Genomic DNA, 24,165 nt, shown 5'->3' with positions numbered 1-24,165 from the left:
CCCGCCTTTGAAGCCCTTATTGCGCGTCCAGCCCGTAGTTTTTGCATAATGCGCTTAGTCCGCCGGCAAACCCGCTGCCGATCGCCTGGAATTTCCAGTCCGCCCCGTGGCGGTAGAATTCACAGAAGACAACGGCCGTCTCGGTGGAGAAGTCCTCACCAAGATCAAACCGCAGAATCTCGCGGTCACTCGAAGCATCGACTACACGGACGAATGCGTTGGAGACTTGTCCGAAGTTCTGCGCACGTGTCTCATAATCATATATGGTTACTGTAATCCCGATACGCTGAATATTTGCCGGCACCAGGCTGAAGTCTACGAGGATCTGCTCATCGTCCCCGTCACCTTCACCGGTACGGTTGTCGCCCGTATGGGTTACAGAGCCTGTACCGCCACTTGGATTGTTATAGAATACAAAGTCGTTTTCGCTTTTGGCTTTGCCGTCCTCATGCAGCAGGAACGCTGATGCATCGAGGTCGAAATCCTGGCCGCCGCTATACTTGTTCGTATCCCAGCCCAGTCCTACAACTACCTTCGTCAGGCCCGGATTAGTCTTGGTAAGATCAATCCGCTGACCTTTGGAAAGACTGATCGTCACTGTCAAAAACCCTCTTTCCTGAAAAATTTATTTCACGGATCAACCCGGTCTTATTGCAGACCGTAATCGCGGGTCAGTCCAGAGAGACCGTCCTTGTAGCCGCTGCCGATCGCGTTGAATTTCCACTCTGCGCCATTACGGTACAATTCGCCGACAACTACGCCGGTTTCAACGGAGAAATCTTCACCCAGGTCAAAGCGGATCAGCTCTTCACTGTTCGCATCATTGACAATACGCACATAAGAACGGGAGACTTGTCCGAAGTTCTGGCTTCTAGCTTCAGCTTCATAGATCGTAATAGTGAAGGCAATTTTGTCAACATCCGCAGGGACATTAAGCAAGTCCACCTGAATCTGCTCATCGTCGCCGTCGCCTTCACCGGTACGGTTATCGCCGGTGTGCACAACCGAAGCGTTCTCGTTCTGCTTGTTGTTGAAGAAGATAAAGTTCGTTTCTTTATCGACTTTACCGCTCGCATTGGTCAGGAACACGGATACGTCCAGGTCAAAGTCCTTACCGCCATCGTATTTATTCGTATCCCATCCGAGGCCGACTGTAATTTTGGACAAGCCCGGGTTGGTTTTGGTCAGATCAATTTTTTGTCCCTTGGATAAGTTGATAGCCATGAATAGAGCCCTCTTTTCTCAAATTGGATTTAGAGATACCGTTCTGCCAGCTGATTGATATGCGCTGCGTGGGCGCCTTCACCGATGGCGGCGAATTTCCACTCTTCGCCATGGCGGTACAATTCACCGCAGATCAATGCCGTGAAGCCTGTGTAATTATCTGTCAGATTAAACTTAACCAATTCTGCATTCCCTGCCGCATTCATAATCCGGATATACGCAGATTTGATCATCCCGAAATCCTGCTTGCGGTTCACGGCGTCGTAGATGTTGACCACAACCAGAACCTTATGGACATCGGCAGGAATCGACTTCAGATTCACATTAATCTGCTCGTCGTCCCCGTCCCCTTCACCCGTCAGGTTATCTCCCGAGTGAACCACGGAATTGTTCGTATTCTGTTTGTTGTGAAAGCAGACGAGGTTCAGCTTATTAGTCAGCTTGCCGTTCTCGTTCAGCAGCAGCGCTGAAGCATCGCAGTCTACATTCGCCTGTTTCTTGACGCCAAAGAATCCCCTTGCCGGTTCGGCAGGGTCCCAGCCCAGTCCTACGATCACGTTAGACAGGCCGGCATTACCTTTGGTTAAGTCGATCTTTTGTCCTTTTACCAGATTGATTCCAGCCAACTTGAAGTACCTCCGTTTCCAAATAGAAGTTTGCGTATGGTGCTACATCAGTGATACGGCGATTATCCGCCTAAGTTTCAGCTATTTGGCAGCTGTATTCAAGCCTGCGGTTACAGGCTGAATTCGCTAGGACTAAGTGACAGCACGTTGCAGATATTCCGCACAACCGCTTTCTCATGCTCATCGAAGTCACCGTCAGCCGCACCAATCGCGGAGCATACACCTATAATAACGCGGCCAATCTCCGGTTTGCTGCTGAACTTCGCAATCGCTTTGAGCGCTTCCTGCTTGCCGATTTCGGGCGAGAATTCGAAGTTGCTCACATAGAAATTGAACTGGGCGATGACATCTCTCATATCAAATACCTTCAGTTCATTGCTGAGATTCATGTATCCCGCCATCTTGTTCTTCTCGGATTCCTCAATCTTGCCGTCAGCCGCCGCAACCAGTGCGCAGCCTGCCACTACCGCATTCATGAAGTCTTTATTCTTAAATTTCTTAACCTGTTCTGTCAGTCCGGTTTTTGTCGTATTCAGCCAATTTTTGAATGTGCTCATCGTATTCTCCTTCTATCATTCTGAATTATGACCAACAGTAATAGTATGCCACTCTATTAAGCACCCTATCCTTTTCTGCCGGAAATATAAGGATATATCATTATGCAGAACCCATCTAATCCCTATACTTTAAAAAAAGATATCCCAGAGCCTCCTCCCCGCCATCTCTGGCAGCTATTCATTCATGGTCCTATTGCCTTATTCTTACTCTTCTAATATAACCGATTAAATAACAATATTCTACTTTGGCCGATTCTCACAGCACCTTGGACAGGAACTCCCGGGTACGCTCATGAGACGGACTGCCAAACAACTGCTCCGGCGCTCCCTGCTCCACTATTACCCCTTGCTCCATAAAAAGAACCCGGTCCCCTACTTCACGGGCGAAGCCCATCTCATGGGTTACCACAACCATGGTCATCCCCTCAAGGGCCAGCTCCTTCATGACCGCCAAAACCTCGCCCACCATCTCAGGGTCCAGGGCCGAGGTTGGCTCATCGAACAGCATGATCTTCGGCTCCATCGCCAGCGCCCGGGCAATCGCCACCCGCTGGGCCTGACCGCCGAGAGCGAGGATGGATACATCTCCGCCTTCTCGCCAAGCCCCACCTTATGCAGCAGCTCCCATGCCTTCTGCCTCGCTTGATCCGCCGTGTATTTCCGCACCTTCGCCGGGGCCAGCATGATGTTCTCGATCACTGTGCGGTGCGGAAACAGATTGAACTGCTGAAAGACCATCCCCACCTCGGTTCGGATATCGTTAATCCTTGTGCTTTTGGCCATCAAGGAAGTGCCTTCAATGATAATATCGCCCGCTTGCGGCTGCTCCAGCAGATTCAGGCAGCGCAGAAAAGTCGATTTGCCCGAGCCCGACGGCCCGATGACTACCACAACCTCGCGGCTGCGAATGTCAATGCTGATATCCGTCAATACCTGATGGGCACCGAATGATTTATGCAGATGCTTGACTGAAATAACCGGCTCCATAGGATCACACCTTCCGTTCGATATAATTAAGCAGCTTGCTGAGCGAATAAGTAAGCATGAAATAGATCAGTGCAGCAGTCAGATACGGCTCCCAGATCCGCAGGTATTGGCCTTTCATGGTATTGCTCCAGTACATAATCTCAGGGGCGGCAATCAGCGCCAGCAGCGAGGAGTCCTTCACAAGCACAATGAATTCATTCCCGAAGGCGGGAACCATCCGCTTGATCGCCTGGGGCAGAATAATGAAGCGCATCGCCTGCTGCCGGGTCATGCCGAGGGACAGGGCCGCCTCCCGCTGCCCGGGGTCGATCGACTGGATACCGGCGCGGAAGATCTCGGCGGAATAAGCCGCTGAATTGAGCGACAGCGCCACAAATGCGCTCATCAGCGCATAGGTTTTGCCGTAGAACAACGGGATCAGGCCGAAATGGACGATCAGAATCTGCACATAGAGCGGCGTACCGCGGAAGAGGTTGATGTACGCGTGAAACGGCCAGCGGAAATACCATCTGGGCGCCATTTTGCCGAATCCGATCACCAGTCCCAGCAGGGAGCCGCACAGAATGGAGACCAGCGATACGCCGATGGTGAACAGGGTTCCTTTGAGCAAAACCGGTAAATAATGAATGATGATGTCAAATCTGAAATCCATAGCATTCTTCCCTTCTCTTCAGCTTGTGGCCTGCTCAAAAAAAGAAGCACGCGCAATAGCAATCATTACGCATGCTTAGCTGTTGCCGGCCCTCAAGCTACTTCGCGTTCATAAGCGCCGCCGTGTCCGGCTCTTCACCGAACCATTCCTTGTAGATCTCCGCATATTTGCCGTTCTCGATGACCTTCTTGATCGCCGGATCAAGCTTGGCCTTCCATTCGCTGCCCTTGGGATACAGGATGCCGTAGTACTCAGAGCCGAAATTCTCCTTGTCGATAATCCCTGTCAGCTTCTCCTTCGGGTTGTTCTTGATGTATTCGTTCACAATGGCGATATCCGCTACCACCGCATCCGCTCCGCCGCCGTTCAGCTCCATTAATGCCACCGCATTGCTGTCGAACCGCTTCAGGCTGCCGTTGTCGACGCCCATAATGCCGCTCATCAGCTCATCCGCTGTCGTGGCCGCCTGAACCGCAACCTTCTTGCCCTTCAGGTCCAGGGCGGATTTGATATCGCTGCCTTCCTTCACCATGATCATGTTCGTAGATTCGAAATAAGGGATGGAGTAGTCATAGGTTTCCTTGCGCTCATCAGTAATCGAGACCGAGGATACGCCCGCCTGATATTCAGTGCCCTGCTTCACACTGGTCAGCATGGTATCCCAGCCGGTGTTGGTGACCGTGTAATCGATGCCGGCCTCCTTCATTACCGCCTTGATGAAATCAATGTCAAAGCCCTTGATCGTATCCGTATCCATATACTCCATTGGTGCATAGCTGGCATCGGTAGCGATTTTGAGACTCTTCCCGTCCGCACTGCCGCCGTCCGCATCATTACCTGAGCTACAACCGGCCATCGCTAAGACCATCAGTGCCACTATACCTGACATCATCCATCTTTTTCGGATTCCCATTCTCCAATCCCCCTACTTATTTGTCAAATAACTTAAGGAGATATTATCAGATTAAAGTATTGATGACAATAAACTATATCCAACTGCGTTATATAATATTACACCATTATCGATATATTGTAACATATCATGCAAAAAAGCAGCCAAAACGTCCCGGAGAGCGCTCCGGCAGCATTCTGGCTGCTTACTGAATGGTCAATACATATTAGCAAATAGTTTAGAAGGTCAAATCGCCGTCATAGGAAGCAATCATCCGGTACAGCTCTGGGCGGCGGTCACGGAAAATCCCCCATTCAATCCGGCCTACCTCAAGGGCATCCAGATCAAATTCGCTGACCAGCACCGTCTGCTCCTCACGCCCGGCTTCAACAATCTTGTTGCCCTGCGGGCCGGCGATGAACGATGAGCCATAGAAGTTAATGCTGGAATCCTCGTCGATCTCCTTGCCGATCCGGTTGGAGGCCACGACAGGAATCAGGTTGGCAGCAGCATGACCCAGCATGCAGGTCTGCCAGTGATCCTTGGAATCGATTGACCCATCCTGCGGCTCCGAGCCGATGGCTGTCGGGTAGAACAGAATCTCCGCACCCATCAGGCTCATCACCCGGGCGGCTTCCGGGTACCATTGGTCCCAGCATACGCCGACTCCGATCTTGGCATAGCGGGTGTTCCACACCTTGAAGCCGGTATCGCCCGGGTTGAAGTAGAATTTCTCCTCATAGCCGGGGCCGTCCGGAATATGGCTCTTGCGGTATTTGCCCATCACTGTTCCGTCAGCATCGATTACCGCCAGCGAGTTGTAGCGCGCATAATTCTTCTTCTCATAAAAGCTGATTGGCAGCACCACCGCAAGCTCCTTGGCGATTGCCTTGAAGTGGTTCACCGCCTTGTTCTGCTCAAGCTCTGTAGCATAGGCATAGTAATCCGACTTCTCCTTCTGGCAGAAATACGGCGTCTCGAACAGCTCCTGGAGCAGAATAATCTGCGCGCCTTGAGCGGCCGCCTCTCTGACCAATGTCTCCGCCTTGCGGATATTCTCATCAATGTCGCCGGAACAGCTCATTTGGGTCGCGGCTACTTTTACTTGTCTCATGGTTGTTCCTCCTTGGTTGAACTTATAACACTTAGAACTCAAAGCTTGGTCGTCGCTGCGGTGAACATTTGGACTTCCGGCCGCTGTTGTCCCCAGATTTCTTGATTTAATCCGCTGTTCGCGGTTGAAATCCGGTGACAAAGGCGATCGCTAACGCTCCTACAGTTCCAAATTTCCCCTCTGCTTCTTTTTGCTTTTCGTTAAGTTCCAGCCACCGCAGGCATCTGCTGGGTGGTGCAATGCACGTTCCCGCCTTCGCCGATCACGGCCATGCCGTTCACGGTGCGGATTCTGCGGCCTGGGAACAGCCCGGCCAGCGTCTCTTCGGCCAGCTTGTCCGTCTCAGCCGCCGTACCGCCGAAGACCGGCAGGATAATTCCGCCGTTCACAAAATAAAAATTCAGATAGCTCAGGGTCAGGCGGCTGTCCTCATAATCTGTACGGGGCGGCTGCTGAATGCGGATAATCTCCAGCTTCCGGCCTTTGGCATCGACTGCCTGCTCCAGAATGCGCAGATTCTCCTGCGTAATCGCATAGTTCTCATCCTGCGGGTCCTCGCAGACCTGGATAATCACCTTGCCCGGTGCCGCGAAGCAGGCGATGTTATCGACATGCCCGTCCGTCTCATCCCCGCTGAGTCCGCGCTTCAGCCAGATGATCGACTCCGTCCCGGTATATTGCTTGACATAACCGGCAATCTCTTCGCGGCTTAGCTCAGGATTACGGTTCGTATTCAGCAGACATTCCTCCGTAGTCAGCAGGGTGCCCTCGCCATCCGTATGAATGGAGCCTCCCTCCATTACCAGCGGAGCATCGAACGCGCTGAGCTCCAGATGCTTCAGAATCTGCGGAGCTACCTCATCATCGAGATCCCAGGGGGAGTATTTGCCACCCCAGGCATTGAATTTCCAGTTCACTCCGGCCAGCTTCCCGCCTGGACCTGTGAGGAAGGTCGGCCCGTTGTCCCGCAGCCAGGCATCGTTGTGCCGGACCGGAAGCAGCGTGACATTATCTCCAAGCGCCAGCTTTTCTACCGTATCCAGCTCATCCGGATTGACGATAACCGTCACCGGCTCGAATTCGGCAATGGCCCGGATAATCTCGGCATAGCCCCTACTAACCGCTTCATGATTATCAGGGTGTACCATGGAGTCCTTCACCGGCCAGGAAATGAAGGTCCGTTCATGCTTAACCCATTCCGCCGGCATTGTATAGTGTAAATCACGTGGATACATCATTTAGTTACCTCTGCTGTTTAGTTTTTGAAGCCGGGGATCTACCCGTAAGCTCCTCACCCATCATACATGAATATGCCGGTACGCTCAATTACTGAAGCGCAATAATCCCTCTGGAAATATCCAGAGGGACTGCCATAGAAGTATAATGAATCGATTTTACAGAGTGATGCACTTGATTATATTGCCCTCAAAATCCTTAATGCTGAACTCACCGTTCTCCAGAATCCCGTATGAGTGCGGATTGTTCTCCTTGGGCAGCGCGATTGATCCGGGGTTGAGCAGGGTAATGCCGTCCTTCACCTCTGCCACAGGCAGATGCGTATGTCCCTGAATGAACACATCCTGCGGAGCGAGCGCCGGTAAGTGATCCATGCTGAAGCCATGCCCGTGAGTAGCATAGATCTTACGGCCTTCATGCAGAATCAGCACATAGTCGCCCATCATCGGGAAGTGCAGCAGCATCTGATCCACCTCAGTGTCACAGTTCCCTCTCACCGCCACCAGCGATTTGCCGTAAGCATTCAGCTTGTCGGCGACTCCCTGCGGGTTATACCCGTCAGGCAGCGGATTCCTCGGTCCGTGGTACAGGAAATCCCCCAGAATTACCAGCGTATGCGGCTGCTCCTCCTCCGCCTTCGCCAGCGCCTGCTCCAGCCAGTACAGCGATCCGTGAATGTCGGAAATAAACATCAGCTTCATCTTCGTGCTTCCTTTCTGCCTGTATTGCCTGAATTCCTACACCAACTAATATAGCACGCTCTCAACTCTGCTAATGCTCTCTATGAAAATCATGCCCAAAATGCAACATTCCGCCCATCATTCCGGCTCCAATTCACTATTGTTGCACAAAAGGCAGGATTCCTACTGCTCCAAGCGGATTTGTAGGACAAATTCCTGCAATTGGTGCAACATTTCACCTAAACTCCCCTATATCGTGGCACCAAAACTGCAATATATGCAACATTCGGACGCAGCCCACACCCACATCCTATAAGATTAAAAGATCAGTGTACGTCCAGCCTCAAGGCAGATTGGACGAGCCCATGAGGAAGCGGTCTACCTCGCGGGCGGCCTGGCGGCCCTCGTTAATCGCCCAGACCACAAGGCTCTGGCCGCGCCGCATGTCACCGGCTGTGAAGACGCCCTCCACATTCGTTGCCTGCGCGCCGAACTCTGCCTTCACGTTGGAGCGCTCATCACGCTCCACTCCGAGCTGTCCCAGCACCGTCTCCTCGGGTCCGGTGAAACCCAGCGCCAGCAGTACCAGTTGCGCTTGAATGACCTCTTCGCTGCCCGGCACTTCTACCGGGGCCATCCGCCCGTCTTCCGTACGCTTCCATTCAATACGCACTGTATGCAGTTCCTGCACATGTCCCCCTGCATCGCCCACGAAGCGCTTGGTATTAACCAGATAGCGGCGCGGATCTTCTTCATACAGGGAAGCCGCCTCCTGCTGTCCGTAATCCACCTTCAGCACCTTCGGCCACTCCGGCCAAGGATTGCCCGGCTGGCGGGTCAATGGGGACTGCGGCATAATCTCCAGCTGGATCACGCTGCGGCAGCCGTGGCGGATCGCAGTGGCTACGCAGTCCGTACCCGTATCTCCGCCGCCGATGACGACCACATCCTTGCCTGCCGCGGGCAGATACTCTCCGTCAGCCAGTTCGGAATCCAGCAGGCTCTTCGTATTCAGCGTCAGGAACTCCATCGCCTGGTGAATGCCGCGCAGCTCCCGGCCCTCCAGCGGCAGGTCGCGCGCCTTGGTAGAGCCGCCGCAGAGGACCACCGCATCATGCTCTTCCTGGAGCTGCGCGGCAGTAATATCTCTTCCGATCTCGGTCCGGGTGACGAAGGTGATGCCTTCCGCCGTCAGCAGATCTACCCGGCGCTGCACCTTCTTCTTATCCAGCTTCATGTTCGGAATGCCGTAGGTCAGCAGTCCGCCGATCCGGTCAGCCCGCTCATATACCGTTACACTGTGTCCCGCCTTGTTCAATTGTGCAGCGCAGGCCAGCCCGGCAGGGCCGGAGCCGACGACAGCAACCTTTTTGCCCGTACGGGTAAGCGGCGGCTCAGGAACGATCCAGCCTTCAGCAAAACCTCTGTCTACAATCGCTTTTTCGATCGATTTTATCGTTACCGGATCGCCGTTCTTGCCCACCGTACAAGCACCCTCGCATGGCGCAGGGCAGACGCGTCCTGTAAATTCAGGGAAGTTGTTCGTCTTATGCAGGCGCTTCAGCGCAACCTGCCAATTGCCACGGTATACCATGTCATTCCACTCTGGAATCAGATTATGCAGCGGACAGCCGCTGGCCATTCCTGACAATATACGTCCTACATGACAGAACGGTGTTCCGCAATCCATACAGCGGGCACCCTGCTCACGCAGCTGTTCTTCCTCCATCGGAACCGAGAATTCATTCCAGTTCTTAATCCGCTCCATTGGCTCGCATTCAGCAGGCGTCCGCCGCTGATATTCTATAAATCCGGTTGTTTTACCCATCCCTGTCATCCTCCGAGTCTCTCTGATTGGCCGCCGAAAGGTAATAGACGGCATTCATGCCCACACCCGGCTCCAAAAAGAAACACACTCTTCTGTCACCGTCCGTTATTCTGTCACTGTAAAGCAGCGAAGCAAGAGGCTATAACGGGGCATGAAATCACCCCGGTACAGGCTCTTGCACGGTTATCATAAGGGGAATAAATGCCTTCATATTACCACCTATCCGCAGGGAGGGAACATGAGCAATGTCACCTTTTGTGTTAACGTTATGTGGCAAATCGTGTACAGCAGACTCAGGCAGCATCTTTTTTCTTGAACATATTGTAGACCGAGCTGAACACCCCGAACAGAATGCCCGTTAACGGGAAGACGATCCAGTTGATCTCCCACTGGTCGAACACAAAACCGCTGACCAGAAAAACGCAGGTAACCAGCGGCCAGATCACAGCAGCAACCGCACCGACAATCCGGTTCTCCTCCTGCTTCCCCTCACTGAAATCCCCGGTCTTCAGCAGTCTCTGATAAGCGCTCCGGATATTCCCGTAATATACGAAAAGGAACACGGCTACAGCCACCATGATCAACAGAACGGCTACCCCGAACGAGCTGTATTCATCTCCAAACACGGAAGATACAAAGATGGCAATCGGCGACAATACACATAAACAGACACCCATGATAAGCGACAGCGTATAGGTGGCGGCAAAAGCGGACTGTCTCTGCTCAATATACGCCTCCAGCGGATACGGCAGACTGAAACCCGACTCCATGTATTTGTATTTCTCCATCTTCGTGCCGCTGTAGATAAATAATGCGATAGCCGGACCGAGCAGCAGTAACAGGGAGACCAGTCCGATCATGCCCATAGCATCCTCAGAGAATACATTTCCCATGACCCCGTTCTCCCCAAGACCCGAGAAAAGGATAAGCAGCGCAGCACCCAGCAAAATCAGCCCTACGCCCCAGCCTACGAGCAGGCCGGATTTTCTTTTGGCAGTAATGAATCCTTCTACAGCGAACTCATCCAGCAGGGGCAGCCCTTCATCCTTACGAACCTCTCCGACCCCCAGCTCGCTGACCAGCTCATCAATGTTGCCGAACTCGGAAATGACGATGCCCACCGCCTCATTCTCCGACTTCCCTTCACTCTTCAGTTCATGGTATTTCTCCTCCATGTTGCCAAGCAGCTCCTGCTTCAGCATAAACATCTGTTCTGTTCTGGGCAAAGATGCGAACATATTGTTCAAGTATCCAATGATGGTATCCAAGTTCCTCACAGCTCCTTTATGAATTTGTTGATGACTTCCTGCGTGACCTGCCATTCTTCGCATTTCGCCCGGTAGTAGGCCAGGCCCAGGGGAGTGATGCGGTAGTAGGTGCGTCTTTTGCCAAACGTCTCATCCAGATAGAAGGAATCGATATAACCGTTCTTCTCCAGCCGCGTGAATGCCGAATAGAGTGTGGTCTCCTTCATAATGTATTTCTCATCCGATAGCTTCCGTATATTCTTGGAAATCTCATAGCCATAAGACTCCCCGTCCAGAAGCATGTAGAGGATCATCGTGTCGTTATATCCCCTAATCACATCACTGCTGATCAATTGCCTGCCTCCTATTACTTCATCTGTCGTAGTAATTAAATTCAGTGTAGCACAATTACTACGACAGATGAAGTAGTATTTAGGGAGAATGATTTTTTATTTTTAAAAGTGGGCTTATGGGCGGTTTCCGTGCTAAAGCAGGCTCGGATAGACCCTTGACATAAAAGCGCCCCTTGGAGAGTTTCCTCCAAAGGACGCTTAAACTGAATCTTATTCCTGGACTTTACTGTCCCGTTTTTACATCAACTTGCTTGCTTCAGGGTGCTACACCTGATCTCTTAGAAACCTTGATATGATGGGCCGGTCTGGAGGGCTTATGTGACTTGGCAGTTGATCTAGCTCAAAAAACTGAATATCCTGCACCTCATCTCCGTCTCCTCTAATGGTTCCCCGGTAACCCTTGCACAGATATGCTGCAACAACGTTATGTACTTCGTCTCCATTGGGATACCGGTAATACAATTCCGGCCCAGAAAATAAATCCAGTAGCTCTAAGCCTAACGCCTCTAATCCTACCTCCTCCAAAAGCTCCCGCTTCGCAACCTCTATCATCTCTTCCCCCGGCTCCATAGAACCTCCAGGCAATCCCCACATGCCGTTATCTGTTCTCTGTTGCAATAATAATCGCCCATGGGGGTCCAACAAAATCACACAAGCTCCTGCCATAATGATGGGATGAGTTCCGACTAAGGTGCGGATTTGTTTAATATAATTGGTCATGTGCTTCACGTCCTTATAAGTTCGACTGTATTTACCTTAGTATAGCATTGACATATAAATCATACTTTTATATGATTTATTTATCGCACGATAAATAAAAGATTGGAACTGATCACAATGGCAGCAAAGGAAGATAAAAAGCAAAAAATTATGGAAAGTGCATTAACCTTATTTGCAGAATATGACTACTACAGGACAACAACAGCTATGGTAGCTAAAGCCGCGGGAGTTACACAGCCCTACATCTTTCATTTTTTTGACAACAAAGAAGACTTATATATAGCTGTGTTAAAACGTGCCTACGATCGGATTCATGACACTTTTATGAAAGTTCAAGCACCTGCTGATCAGTTGGTTGGCGCTATGGGTGCCAGTTTTTTCAACTTAATGCAGACACACCGTTCCGAAGTATTGATGGTCATGCAGGCTTACACCATATCGGAAGCAGGGATCAAACAACATTCTGCTAAGCTCTATAAGACTATTTTTGATGAAGTGACTGCCAAATTTCAGAAATCCGGGTTACCCAATGCCGAAGAATATGCAATCCGTTTTATGAGCATGGGGCTGCTGGTCACGTTATCCGAGGTGCTTGATTTACCAGAAATAAAACAATCCATACTAATGACTAAAGATTGAATCAGGGGCAAGCAGCAAACGGATAGATTCGTATCTGTTACTGCTTGCAATTATTTTGATAATTATTTATTAATCGATAAATAAATTTGAGAGAGTGATCTAATCGTGCCTATTATGTTCAACGAATTGATGACATCTGCCGTATCCATTTTCAAGCGTGAAAAATCGCTCGTTATCCTTGGACTGCTTGGGTTTGTTATTGCTGGATGTGCTGCTGTCTTTATGTTCTTTCATGGAGTAGTTGTTCTGCCGGAAGGTAATATAAAAAATGTATTCTCGTTTGCAGCAGCACTAGGAATTTTTCTGTTCTCCATCGCTGCGATTCTACCCTTTGCAGGCTTTACCGTCCGCATGAGAAAAGTGGTTCGTCGGCTTAATATTGCTGCTGCTTCCTACAGCTATGCAATTGAAACTCTGCAGAATTTTCGGGGCTTCAATCCCCGTTTCTCTAAAGCTGGAGGCCTGGTTGACACCCTTGGGGGTGCTTTATTTGGCGTCATATCTCTTTCTTTTGTTGTCTCGGGTATCCTGCTTACTATTCAATTCTTGAGGATGAAGGCTCCATTATCGCGCCCTGTACTTATCAACGGTATCCGTTATGCCCTGCTGTCGGTATTCATAGCTAATCTGGCAGGACTGATCATGATGAGCTTACAAGGCCGTTTTATCGGAGCTGGAGGCAATTATATTGTGCTACATGGAATTGGCTTTCACTCCCTCCAAACCCTACTGGTACCGGCCTGGCTGCTGGAACATTCGAATCTACGGCCCGGCAAACAGCGTCAGCTCCTGCATACAGGCTGTATAGCTTGGCTGATTGCCATTTTGTTTATAGCCGTTCAGACCAGTCTTGGCCGTTCTATGTTTGAGATTAGCTTGTTCTTGATACTTGCCCTCCTCTGTTTACTGGTTTGGCTGCTTACTTCTATTTCGGCTCTAATGTCGCGGGTGAGTGTTTGAGCATAATCCGGCAAGCCCCTGTATCAGATCATTGTATTCGGTTTTTCTCATACATTTGGCCATACATCCTCCCGTCAGCACATTATGCTCGGTTTTTCATATACATTAAGCATATTTCCTCCACAGCAAAAAGCAGACTGCCCGGCAGCCTGCTTTTGTGCAATACCTATAATCGCGATACCTATCAGTCAGTTCACAGCCAGTACAATCATGCCAATTCCTGCAGCAGTTAAAATGCCGCTCTCCAGCGCGCCGATATGCTCCCCGCCGAAGAGGACGCTCCACTCTCCCAGCAGGGGCACTTCCAGAGCTGCGCCCTCCGGGTTGGCATTGTACAGAACGTACAGATGCTCCGCAGAATCTCCTCCGGCATGATCGCGGAGCGTGAAAGCCGCCGTATGCGCCGGTGCCTCCTCGAAGACCAGATGGTCACGGATCTCCTCTGCGGTACGCAGCCGGAAGGCGGGATGAGCGGCACGCAGCGCAATCAGCCGCTTCATGTACTCTACAGATCCGGAGTGTTCGGCGCAGCGTTCCCAGTCCAGCCAGTTGACTTCCACTGGTGATTTATAGCTGTTCTCCACCCCGTCCTTCGTTCTCAGGAACTCCTGCCCGGCATGAATGAACGGAATCCCCTGGCTGGTCAGCACGATGGCTGAGGCCAGATGATGCATGGCGCGGCGCTGCTCCTCCTCCACCCCTGCCGTAGACAGTACCAGCTTATCCCACAGCGTATGATTGTCATGACACTCCACGAAGTTGACGCTCTGCTGCGGCTCTTGGGCGTATTGCCCGAGACCGGGCCCGTAGTAGATTGCTCCGGCAATGCCCGCCTTCACATTCCGTTCAAAGCCGCTGCCCCCGCTGATGAAGCCCTTCCGGTCATGCAAGAATATATTTCCTTTCACCGCATCGCGGAAGCCGTCATTGAAGTGTCCGATGCCCGGCAGCTCATTGGCATGGCGCTGGTTGGCCCGAAGCTCCTCCGGCAGCGCGGTGTCCAACACCCAGCCTTCGCCAATCGTGATCAGGGAGGGGTCCAGCTCATCCAGACGGCGGCGGATCTCGTTCATGGTTCCTATATCATGAAGGCCCATCAGATCGAAGCGGAAGCCGTCGATATGATATTCCCTGGCCCAGTACAGTACAGACTCTACGATGAAGCGGGACATCATCTTCCGCTCGGAGGCGGTATCATTCCCGCAGCCGGAGCCGTTGGATAACCGGCCATCTGCGGTGTAGCGCAGATAATAACCGGGAACCAGCTTGGTGAAGTTCACACGGAAGCCGTCGTAGACATGATTGTACACCACATCCATGATCACCCGCAGGCCCCGGTCATGAAGCGCCTGGATCATCGTCTTCAGCTCCCGGATACGCAGGCCCGGAACATACGGATCTGACGCATAGGAGCCTTCAGGAGCATTGTAATTCTTGGGGTCATATCCCCAATTATAATGGGGCTCATCCAGACGGGTCTCATCTACGCTCTCTGTCGCATAATCATAGATTGGCAGCAGCTGCACATGAGTCACACCCAGCCCGGCAATGTGGTCAAGGCCGGTGGCAATCCCTCCGGGACCGCGGGTTCCGGCTTCTGCAAGGCCCAGGTATTGTCCGGTATGGGCAATGCCGCTGGCCGGATGAGCCGATAAGTCACGCAGGTGAAGCTCATAGATCACCGCATCCACCGGATCAGAGAGCGGCGGTTTATCCTGCGTCCAGCGCTCGGGATCGGTCTTGCGCAGATCCAGGATGGCCCCTCTGTCCCCGTTCACGCCGACTGCGCGGGCATAGGGGTCCACAGCTTCATTCCATAGATCGCCGATACGCACCCTGTAGGTGTAGAATTGTCCGTCCAGATCGCCCGGAATGCTGAGTCTCCAGGTTCCCCGGACATCACGCGCCATGGGAATATGCCGGCCCGCTGCACCCTCCCAGGATGGATAGAGCACCAGCTCCGCTTCCTGCGCTGTCGGGGCCCATAGGCAGAACGCAGAGCCGGAGGATGAATAGGTTAGGCCAAGATCCTCTCCGTCATAGCTGAACAGCTCGTCGAAACTCCGGTCGAATACGGATATTCCGCTGGTAGCCGCCGGGTCCCCGTAATCAATCGGTTCCTTCATTTCCTTCTGTACTGACAAGGCAAACCGCCTCCTTTACCCTTAACTAAATATACGGCAGAGCTCCTCAGTTTTATACAATTCTTCTTTGACCTATATGAAATTTTATCCTAATCGTCATTTTAGTGCAAACGTTTGAATTACACTCTGCAAGTGGAAACGGCTTGTCCGTCACGGCGCTGCCGGGGATTCCGGCAGATTCAGCGAAACCATCGTAAGTATTCTTGTATTCGCTGAATAGGAGATCTGCCGTTCTCTGCCCGGGGTATAACCGCCGCCCGGATGCCGCACCCCGTTGTCATGGACAACCAGCTTGCAGGAACCGTCCTCCCCAGTCTCATATCCGATGCCCAGCACCCAGTGGTAGTCATACGCATAGCTTCCCTGCCAGCGGAAGCTGAACCACTTGTCGAATTTGAGAGCTACCGGACGCCCGGCATCAATCTCGGCCTGGTAGCGCCCGATATCATTGAACACGGATACCTTAATTCGCCCGGAGAAGTCACTTCCTGGCGGCACAGCTTCGCTGATGTATGCCCGCAGTCCTCTGACAAAGCTGCGTACGCTCATCCCCCAGGGCGCACCGCCATGATGCGTATAGATGTAGTTGATATGCGCTGCCATTGAATCAAAATGACGGATACCCCGAATAAACGTCCGCCCCTTGTGCGAATGCCAGTATTCCATGAGGGCCGCCATGGTCGCCGGTCCGCAGGCCGAAGAAGGCGAGGTTACCCCCGCTTCCCACTGCGTATACGTCTCCGCTTTCAGTCGTTTCCCGGAAGGCTTCCCGCTCATAAAGATACCTTAAGGCTGCATTGCTCCAGCACCCGGTCAATATCGGCAGTCAGGAACGGCTTGCTGACAAAGTCATCCATGCCTGCCGCATAGCAGCGTTCCCGGTCCTCTTCTCTGGCATAGGCGGTCACGGCCACAATGTACGGCTGATGAAAGAAATGCGCCTGTTCACGGATTTTGGCCGTTGCCGTAAGCCCGCTCATCCCCGGCATCTGTACATCCATGAATACAAGATCATACCGCTCACAGAGCACTGCCTGCACCGCTGCTTCACCATGGACCACCAGATCGGCGGCATAACCTCTTTTGTCCAGCATGGTCACCAGCAGCTTCTGATTCACCGGATGGTCCTCCGCCACCAATATCCGCAGGGGCCCGAACTCCGGAGCAGATTCTCCCTCTTTCGGGAGGCTACCCTGTACAGAGGAAGCTTCCAGCTCCAGGCTGCCTGCCGTCTCTTGCAAGCCTCCTTCCGGTTCCAGTTCCATATCTACAGGCAGGGTAAAATAGAAATCGGACCCTTCCCCGGCCACGCTCTCCGCCGTGATGGCACCGCCCATCAGCTCAACCAGCTTTTTGCAGATAGCCAGGCCCAGTCCGGTTCCCCCGTATTTGCGGTTAATGGACGGGTGCAGCTGCGAGAAGGACTGGAACAGCTGCGGCTGCTTCTCGGGAGAGATGCCAATGCCTGTATCGGCCACGCTGAATTTGAGCGTCAGCTTCCTGCGGTCCCGGCTGTATTCTCTGCTCAGCAGAATGGAGACCTCTCCTGCATCGGTGAATTTCACGGCATTGCTGACGAGATTCACCAGCACTTGGCGCAGCCGGGCGGCATCTCCCATAATCAGCTCCGGCACATCCGCAGCCATGCGGCAGGACAGCTCAATGCCCTTTTCACGGGCCTTCGGCATGAACAGCTCCGTGATGTTACCGAGCAAATCCGCCAGGCTTACCGGCTCGCGGGTTAGCGTCATTTTACCGGCTTCGATTTTGCTGAAATCCAGAATTTCGTTAAGAATAAATAACAGGGATGCGCTGCTATCGCTGATAATCTGGGCATATCCCCGCTGTTCTTCCGTCAACTCCGTCTCAGCCAGCAGGTCAGTCATGCCCATAATTCCGTTCATCGGTGTACGCAGCTCATGGCTCATGATGGCAAGAAATTCTGATTTGGCCTGGTCCGCCTTCTCCGCCAGCTCCTTGGCTCTGATAATCTCCTTCTCCCCGGTAGTGTCACGGAAGACAACGACCGCTCCCTTGCGCTCGCCCTTGTCGAACAACGGGGTAACCTGGTACTCGGCCAGGAAGCTGGAGCCGTCTTTGCGCCACAGCACCGCGTCGAGACTCCGATGGGATTCACCTGCCCGGACTGCCCGCATCAGCGGAGACTCCTCCGGCCGGTAATGGTTGCCGTCAAGCGCTGTCTGCTGGATAGGGTCCAGGTAAGGATGCCCGGTAATCTCATCACACTCGAAGCCCAACATATGCGCTCCCGCAGGATTGATGAAGGTGACCCGCCCCTCGTTGTCCAGACCGAATATCCCTTCGGACACGGCATTGAGAATCAGGGTATAGTCATTGCTCAGCTTCTCAATCTGCTCCGTGTATCTGATATGATCTGTAATATCGCGGGAGATTCCATATACCCCTACCACCTGATGATCCACGATGATAGGAATATTAATCGTATTGATCTCCACCGGATGCCCGTCTTTGTGGATCAGCGTCAGCTGATAGCTCTGCGGCTCGCCCTGACTGGCAAGGGTGAAATGATGCTGCGTCTTCTGTCTATCCTTCTCAGCCACCAGCGGTCCGAAATAATTCCCCAGCAGTTCCTCCACCGGGTAACCGCTCAGCTTCTCCAGATTGGCATTCGCCGTCAGATAATCCCCCTGCAGATTCATGGAATATACCGCCGCCGGGTTATATTCGAACAGGGATTTGTAGCGTTGCTCATTCTCCTGCAGCTTCGATTCGAACTGCTTGCGTTCCGTAATGTCACGGCCTACGGCAATAATCTCTGTCTTCCGGCCCTGCGCGTCAAAAATATAGCGGCTGTTCGTTTCAAACCAGACATAGGTGCCGTTCTTGTGGCGGTAGCGGAAAGAGGACGGGGGAATCAAGCTCGAATCCTCGCTCTCCGCCATCCGGTTCACAATCATCTCCAGATCATCGGGATGCAAATAATCGTAGGCACTGGTGCCGATCATCTCTTCAGGCTCGTAGCCGAGCAGCGACCGGCTGGCCGGCGAGCAGTACAGGAAGATGCTGTCCTTAATCGCATGACGGGAGATCAGGTCAAGGGAATTCTCCGACATTAGCCGGAAATTCCGTTCACTCTCCCGCAGCTGCTCCTCCATATGCATACGCTCGGTAATATCCTGCATCATGCCGAACAACTGCGCCGGCCGGCCCTCTGGCCCCGGGATAACGTCCCACTGGACATGCACCATCAGGACCTCCCCATCCGGCAGAATCATCCGGAAAGCCCTATTCCCCGGCTCCCCTAATGTAATAGCCCATTCGACGGCCTCCCTCAGAATCGGAACATCTTCCGGATGGACCAGTGCCAGAAAGGCATTCTGATTCACTTGGCCTGTCTCCACACTATATTGCAGAATACGCCGCAGCTCATCGGAGAATGTGACTCTGCCCTTGACCAGATCCCAGCCCCACGAGCCTATTCTGGCCACCCGCTGGGCGGACGCCAAGGCCTCCTCGCTGTGCTTGCGCCGGGTGACGTTACGGCCAATTCCCATAATCCGTGTGATTTCATCCTGCTCATTGCGAATCACATGGAAGGACGTCTCGAACCACAGATAGTGACCCTCCTTATGGCGCAGGCGGCGGATGGAGATATCGTTCTTCAGCAGACCGCCGGAGCTGTTGACAGCCTCAACATCGTCCAGGTGATAGAATTCTGCGCGGTTCCTGCCGATGATTTCCTCCGGATGATACCCGATCTGGGAGTAAGAGGAAGGCGATATGAACGTTATCGTCCCGTCCGGCAGGGAGAAGGAGATCATGCTCTGATCGTCTTTTATGAACAAATTGTACAGATCACGGCTGTCTACGGTCAGCTGGTCCGCAATTTTGCGGTCGGTTACATCCTGTGCATATACCATAACAGTCCGGCCGGACGGCTCCTCTTGCGCCGGAATGAAGGTCAGAGAGAGCCAGAACGAATGCCCGTCAATGCCGGAGAACCGCTGCTCCACCTGGAGAGGCTGTCCTTGCTGCTGTGCAAGCTCTCTCCCGATTCGCTGAATCGAAAATTCTTCCTGCAGCTCCCGGCCAGCCCCCGATAGAGCCCCTGTGAGAAACCCGGCTTCACTGCAGCCCAGCATGTTGCAAAAAGCAGGATTAATCTTCATCCACCGGTCACCTTCCGGAGACCCTACAGCCATCCCCACCGGCGACAGCTGGAATGCTTGCTCCAGAATGCTATTATTATTAGCCAAGTTATCCATTACCTAAGGCCTCCTTCATCTGGGGGCCGGCGCTTCTGCAGACCCTCTGCTGTTCTTCACTTATCGTTCTACTTTCACAAGTATACGCCATGACAGCCAGGGAATGAAATGGGAAGTCCCCCCTTGAGCCCCAAAAGCTAAAATTGAAAATATTGACAAACAAAGAGATTATCCCTATATTAAAAAGCAAAACTATCTTCGTGACTCATTACGCTGGAAGCACCCGTAATAGAGGCCTGTCGGCCTTTACTGCGGGTGCTTCTTTGTGTTCCGGGACACGGATACTAACGGAGGAATGTAATGAAGAATCTGTATAAGTCCGGCTGTCTGCTATTGTCCCTGCTAGTTGCCCTTGCCCTGAGCTTCCCGGCGGGCCGGGCTTCAGCGGCGGTGACGGTCATCACCCCGTCTGTTCAGGCTTCCTTTGATCTGACTGCTGCTACAGCGGACAGCACGGCCCGCGCCCGGATGAAGAGCCAGTTCACTGAGCTGGCCCTTCTCTCGGCCCAATACGACAGCCGGGAGGTGCAGATCCGCACGCTTCATGATCAGAATGCTGAGGCGCTGGATGCCGTCCGGGAGTCCATCAAGAACATTGATCTGGCTTCCATCACCCGGCTGAGCACAGCCGTCAGCAGCGCCAAGCAGCGTTATCAGCCGCTGTTCGATCAATACAGCGCGCTGAACAAACGGATCTCCCTGCTCAGAGGACTGAAGGACAAGACACTGAATTCCGTCCTGAAGGCCCAGTCGGAGGCCATGAAGCTGCTGGTCCAAATAGCCCGCCAGGAGATCCGCGACAAGGAAGCGCAGCTCAAGGTTGCCAAGGATACCCGCACCCGGCGGATGGCCGCTGCCCGCAAGACCCTGTCAGGCATCGACAGGCCGCACAGCTTAATCAAGTCCCAGAAAAGCGCCGTCTCTGCACTGAACAAGCGGCTCACGGCTGACTGGAGCGACTTCAAAGCGGCCATCCGCAAGCAGAATCCGGCTCTGGCCGGACAAGCCTTATCTTCTATGGTCTCGGGGTACAAGCAGATCGCAGCGGGAAAGCTGAAGATCCTGGAGTATGAGCAGACGGTTGCCGGAGTCATCTCCGCAACGCTCAAACAGACCCGCAGCTAAGCCGCAGAAGGCTGTCCCTCACTGCGGTGCCTGTGTCTTCCGGGGGCCTGAACGCATATGTTAGGTTATGAACCATATTTATGCAGCGGGAGGAGTATCCACCATGCGCATCTGCATGATTGCACCGGAGCAGTTCACGGTTCCCGGGGACGGCTCTGTGGAGATTTGCATCTGGAATATCGCCAGGCGACTGGCCCGGAGACATAAGGTTACCATCTTGAGCCGCAGAGCCTCCGGGCTTCCTGACACGGATGAGATCGAGCAAGTCCGCTTCATCCGGCTGCCTGCGGGCACCCCTTCCGCGTACCGCAGCTCCGTTCTTCGATTTCTGGAGGGAGCCGAGCCGTTCGATCTTATCCAGATCGATAACCGGCCGCGGCTCGTAGCTGCTGTGAAGCGGCAGCACCCCGGCACTCCCGTGCTGGCCTTCCTCCACTCGCTCACATTCGTGCCGCAGGAGCCCGGCATCGCCCGCAGCCTGAGCGTGGCCGATGCGGTCACGGCCAACAGCCGCTCACTGGAGCAGCGGCTGATCCGGAGGTTCCCCGGCATCCGCAGCAAGCTTCGCGTGGTTCCTCTGGGAGCAGACCTGTCGCGCTTCACCCCTGTGTCCCCGCAGGAGAAGGCGCGCCTGCGCACGCTGTACGGTCTTGGTCCCGGCTTCACGGTCCTGTTCGTAGGCCGGGTCATTCCGCGCAAGGGAGTCCCTGTGCTGCTCCGGGCCATGCACCGCCTGAAACGGCATATGCCTGCCCGGCTGCTGATCGCAGGCAAGGGGAAGCCGCTGTATCTCCGGCAGCTGAGATCTCTCGCCCGGCGGCTGGGCGTACAGGTGTCATTTCTCGGCAATATTCCCCATGCAGATATCCACGGTCTGTATCAGGCTGCGGACTGCTTCATCTGCCCCTCCCAGCAGCATGAATCCTTCGGGCTGGTGAACGTGGAGGCTATGGCCTCGGGGCTGCCGGTAATCGCCTCCAGCAATGGCGGAATCCGGGAGATTATCGAATCGGGCCATAACGGCTATCTGGTCAGGCAGTACAGGGACCCCGCTGCTTTTGCCAGGCGTATGCTGCAAATCGGACGCAATCCGGACCTTGCCGCAAGGATCGGACTACAGGGAAGAAACGATGCGCTGCAGATGTATGAATGGCAGCATACCGCAGAGCTGCTGGAGGACATCTACCTGAAGCTGGTGCCTCCACGTTAACCGGCTTCAATGTTCCTCCGGTAAGTACAGGGCAGCATAGGCCGGGCAGCCTTAAGCCCTGCTGTATTCATGAAAGAGGCAGCAAAGTGTCCTCCCGGTCTCCGTCTTCGCGGACGGTCCGGGAGTTGCCTTGCTGCCTGCTTGCTGCCTGTATGATTTACTGGTCTATATTTATGTTCTGCTTATATAGCAATATCAGATCAGCTGGATCACGGTAAGCCCCAGCCCGACTACAAAACCGCAGACGGCCCCGTTGACCCGAATCCACTGCAGATCCTTGCCGACCTTCTCCTCCAGCATATTCACCAGAGCGGCATCGTCCATCTGATCGAGGTTCTCCTTGACCAGTTGCCCGATCCGGTAATGATTAGCTTCCACGAAGGAGATTAACGTACCGCGAATCCGGTCCTCGGACGTCTGGATCCATTCCTTCTCCTGGCCAACCCGCCGGACCAGCGCGGCATAGAGTGAGAACAGCTTGCGCCCGCCCCGGACCTGATCCTCTTCCAGCAGTGTAACCGCCTTGCCGCGCAGCCCTTGCAGCTGTTGCAGCACAAATGCTGCTGCGGCTTCCCCTTGAAGCTCATTCAGCGCCCAATTCTTCAGCGAGTCGATCCGTGCTTCATCGCTCAGCAGCTGGAACAGCGCCACACGAATCTCACGGATGACCTCCTCGCGGTAGGGGCTATCCTCTTCCTTAAAGTCACGGATCGTTGACTGCACCATACCCTGCAGCATTTCCCCCAGCATATCGGCATCCACGAACCCGACAAAGGCCTGGAAGGCCATGCCCTTCAGCCCGCCAAGCTTGACCTCGGCCAGCTTCTCACTGGCGATCTTGCCCAGCATGGCCCGCGTCTCCGGGCGTCCGCTCCAGGCAGAGATCCCTTCCAGTGCAAAATCAAGGGCTGCAATGTCCTTGCCCTCATTCATCAGGCTGGTGGCAATGGTATCTGCGGCTACCCCGAGCTTGGCTTCACGCAGGTAGCTTGCCGCTGCCGATTGAATATACGGAACGGCCTGCTCTACCGGAAGCCGCAGCACGAAGCCCTTCAGCTGCTCCAGCACTTCCTGACGCGCTTTCTTTCTGGTGAAGAACCGGGTCAGTACGGCAGTTCCCAGCGAGATGATATTGAAGGTGCGCAGCTTATTCTCAATGCTCTCCTTATTCAGCAGCTCGTTCTCCATGGCAGAGATCAGCGACTGGATCAGCTTATCCCGGTTCTTCAGCAGCAGCGAGGTATGCGGAATTCTAAGGCCCAGCGGATGGCGGAACAGCGCAGTCACGGCAAACCAGTCGGCGATCCCTCCGACCAGACCTGCCTCGAAGCCCCCTCTCAGCAGAATAACCGCCAGGTTCTCCGGCAGAAACAAGGTGAACAGGAATCCGCAGGCCATAATAGCTAGAGAGATCGTAGCTAAATTTCTGGATTTCATCAGTATCTTTCCCCCTTACATAGCGACCTTAAGCCGCTTGCGCCCGGGTTATCGCCCCTTTGGCATGCAGCAGACGAACCGGACTGTCCGGTTGCAGGTCTGCCTTTTATTGTACCACGTGAGTACTCTTTTCTGAAAATCCGTCACGCTGCATGCAGCGCCCACTCTATCCTGTAATACGACAGACGGATACTTTCATTTCGAATGTTCCGGTCAATCATGATAAAATACAGGCAAAGCCTACACGCCCTTGAAGGGGACCCATCATAAACAGATAGAACAGGAGA

21 protein-coding genes and 1 pseudogene are annotated in these 24,165 nt (G+C 53.4%); 4 read left to right on the top strand and 18 right to left on the bottom strand.

Features of this window, described 5'->3' with window-relative positions; translation table 11 throughout:
- Positions 1–16 precede the first annotated feature (16 nt).
- The 14 genes and pseudogenes from MHH28_RS24550 to MHH28_RS24485 form a co-directional block, all read right to left on the bottom strand.
- Entirely contained in the window at positions 17–598 is a 582-nt protein-coding gene (locus tag MHH28_RS24550; RefSeq protein WP_405106374.1) for a TerD family protein, read from the bottom strand.
- Positions 599–648: 50 nt separating this feature from the next.
- Positions 649–1,224 (bottom strand): TerD family protein, encoded by a 576-nt coding sequence (locus MHH28_RS24545; RefSeq protein WP_173135090.1) that lies wholly within the window; start codon positions 1,222–1,224, stop codon positions 649–651.
- Positions 1,225–1,253: 29 nt separating this feature from the next.
- Positions 1,254–1,850: a TerD family protein gene (locus MHH28_RS24540; protein WP_405106372.1), complete on the bottom strand. Its 597-nt coding sequence runs from the start codon at positions 1,848–1,850 to the stop codon at positions 1,254–1,256.
- A 110-nt stretch (positions 1,851–1,960) separates the two neighbouring features.
- Positions 1,961–2,407 carry a tellurite resistance TerB family protein gene (locus MHH28_RS24535; RefSeq protein WP_405106370.1) on the bottom strand — a complete coding sequence of 149 codons (447 nt, stop codon included), beginning with the start codon at positions 2,405–2,407 and terminating at the stop codon, positions 1,961–1,963.
- Positions 2,408–2,663: 256 nt separating this feature from the next.
- Positions 2,664–3,394: pseudogene (locus tag MHH28_RS24530) on the bottom strand (amino acid ABC transporter ATP-binding protein).
- 4 nt (positions 3,395–3,398) lie between these two features.
- On the bottom strand, positions 3,399–4,046 hold the full coding sequence (locus MHH28_RS24525; protein WP_405106368.1) for an amino acid ABC transporter permease: 648 nt from the start codon (positions 4,044–4,046) through the stop codon (positions 3,399–3,401).
- A 97-nt stretch (positions 4,047–4,143) separates the two neighbouring features.
- The gene (locus MHH28_RS24520) at positions 4,144–4,959 is read right to left on the bottom strand and encodes a basic amino acid ABC transporter substrate-binding protein (RefSeq protein ID WP_405106366.1); all 816 of its coding nucleotides are present in this window, start codon (positions 4,957–4,959) and stop codon (positions 4,144–4,146) included.
- A 217-nt stretch (positions 4,960–5,176) separates the two neighbouring features.
- Positions 5,177–6,052 carry an N-carbamoylputrescine amidase gene (gene aguB / locus MHH28_RS24515; protein ID WP_173135099.1) on the bottom strand — a complete coding sequence of 292 codons (876 nt, stop codon included), beginning with the start codon at positions 6,050–6,052 and terminating at the stop codon, positions 5,177–5,179.
- 200 nt (positions 6,053–6,252) lie between these two features.
- Positions 6,253–7,287 carry an agmatine/peptidylarginine deiminase gene (locus MHH28_RS24510; protein ID WP_405117233.1) on the bottom strand — a complete coding sequence of 345 codons (1,035 nt, stop codon included), beginning with the start codon at positions 7,285–7,287 and terminating at the stop codon, positions 6,253–6,255.
- A gap of 159 nt (positions 7,288–7,446) precedes the next feature.
- A complete protein-coding gene (gene yfcE, locus MHH28_RS24505) occupies positions 7,447–7,989 on the bottom strand; it encodes a phosphodiesterase (RefSeq protein ID WP_405106364.1) in 543 nt (180 codons plus the stop codon).
- A gap of 322 nt (positions 7,990–8,311) precedes the next feature.
- A complete protein-coding gene (locus MHH28_RS24500) occupies positions 8,312–9,796 on the bottom strand; it encodes a glutamate synthase subunit beta (protein WP_405106362.1) in 1,485 nt (494 codons plus the stop codon).
- A gap of 293 nt (positions 9,797–10,089) precedes the next feature.
- The gene (locus tag MHH28_RS24495) at positions 10,090–11,064 is read right to left on the bottom strand and encodes a permease prefix domain 1-containing protein (RefSeq protein WP_405106360.1); all 975 of its coding nucleotides are present in this window, start codon (positions 11,062–11,064) and stop codon (positions 10,090–10,092) included.
- 5 nt (positions 11,065–11,069) lie between these two features.
- Positions 11,070–11,396, bottom strand: a complete 327-nt coding sequence (locus tag MHH28_RS24490) for a PadR family transcriptional regulator (RefSeq protein ID WP_076161743.1) — start codon at positions 11,394–11,396, stop codon at positions 11,070–11,072.
- A 264-nt stretch (positions 11,397–11,660) separates the two neighbouring features.
- Positions 11,661–12,116: an NUDIX hydrolase gene (locus tag MHH28_RS24485; RefSeq protein ID WP_405106358.1), complete on the bottom strand. Its 456-nt coding sequence runs from the start codon at positions 12,114–12,116 to the stop codon at positions 11,661–11,663.
- A gap of 117 nt (positions 12,117–12,233) precedes the next feature.
- Between MHH28_RS24485 and MHH28_RS24480 the strand changes: the two genes are divergently transcribed.
- Positions 12,234–12,755, top strand: coding sequence for a TetR/AcrR family transcriptional regulator (locus MHH28_RS24480; protein ID WP_405106356.1), 522 nt, complete (start codon positions 12,234–12,236; stop codon positions 12,753–12,755).
- Between the two features lie 114 nt (positions 12,756–12,869).
- Positions 12,870–13,715 (top strand): hypothetical protein, encoded by an 846-nt coding sequence (locus MHH28_RS24475; RefSeq protein ID WP_405106354.1) that lies wholly within the window; start codon positions 12,870–12,872, stop codon positions 13,713–13,715.
- Between the two features lie 188 nt (positions 13,716–13,903).
- Here the strand turns inward: MHH28_RS24475 and pulA are convergent, their stop codons facing one another.
- The 3 genes from pulA to MHH28_RS24460 form a co-directional block, all read right to left on the bottom strand.
- Complete coding sequence (gene pulA, locus MHH28_RS24470) at positions 13,904–15,859, bottom strand: type I pullulanase (RefSeq protein ID WP_405106352.1); 1,956 nt, start codon at positions 15,857–15,859, stop codon at positions 13,904–13,906.
- A 150-nt stretch (positions 15,860–16,009) separates the two neighbouring features.
- Complete coding sequence (locus tag MHH28_RS24465) at positions 16,010–16,636, bottom strand: C39 family peptidase (RefSeq protein WP_405106350.1); 627 nt, start codon at positions 16,634–16,636, stop codon at positions 16,010–16,012.
- Complete coding sequence (locus MHH28_RS24460) at positions 16,633–20,106, bottom strand: PAS domain S-box protein (protein WP_405106348.1); 3,474 nt, start codon at positions 20,104–20,106, stop codon at positions 16,633–16,635. The genes MHH28_RS24465 and MHH28_RS24460 overlap by 4 nt, the downstream gene beginning before the upstream one ends.
- 300 nt (positions 20,107–20,406) lie before the next feature.
- Between MHH28_RS24460 and MHH28_RS24455 the strand changes: the two genes are divergently transcribed.
- Complete coding sequence (locus MHH28_RS24455) at positions 20,407–21,231, top strand: hypothetical protein (RefSeq protein ID WP_405106346.1); 825 nt, start codon at positions 20,407–20,409, stop codon at positions 21,229–21,231.
- Positions 21,232–21,334: 103 nt separating this feature from the next.
- A complete protein-coding gene (locus MHH28_RS24450; RefSeq protein ID WP_405106344.1) occupies positions 21,335–22,441 on the top strand; it encodes a glycosyltransferase family 4 protein in 1,107 nt (368 codons plus the stop codon).
- Positions 22,442–22,636: 195 nt separating this feature from the next.
- Here the strand turns inward: MHH28_RS24450 and MHH28_RS24445 are convergent, their stop codons facing one another.
- Entirely contained in the window at positions 22,637–23,878 is a 1,242-nt protein-coding gene (locus tag MHH28_RS24445; protein ID WP_405106342.1) for a DUF445 domain-containing protein, read from the bottom strand.
- Between the last annotated feature and the right edge of the window lie 287 nt (positions 23,879–24,165).

The organism is Paenibacillus sp. FSL K6-1217, from assembly GCF_045040735.1.
GTDB lineage: Bacteria > Bacillota > Bacilli > Paenibacillales > Paenibacillaceae > Paenibacillus_AQ.
Note: the sequence above shows the minus strand (reverse complement) of the source record. Positions and strands in the feature narration are given on the sequence as shown.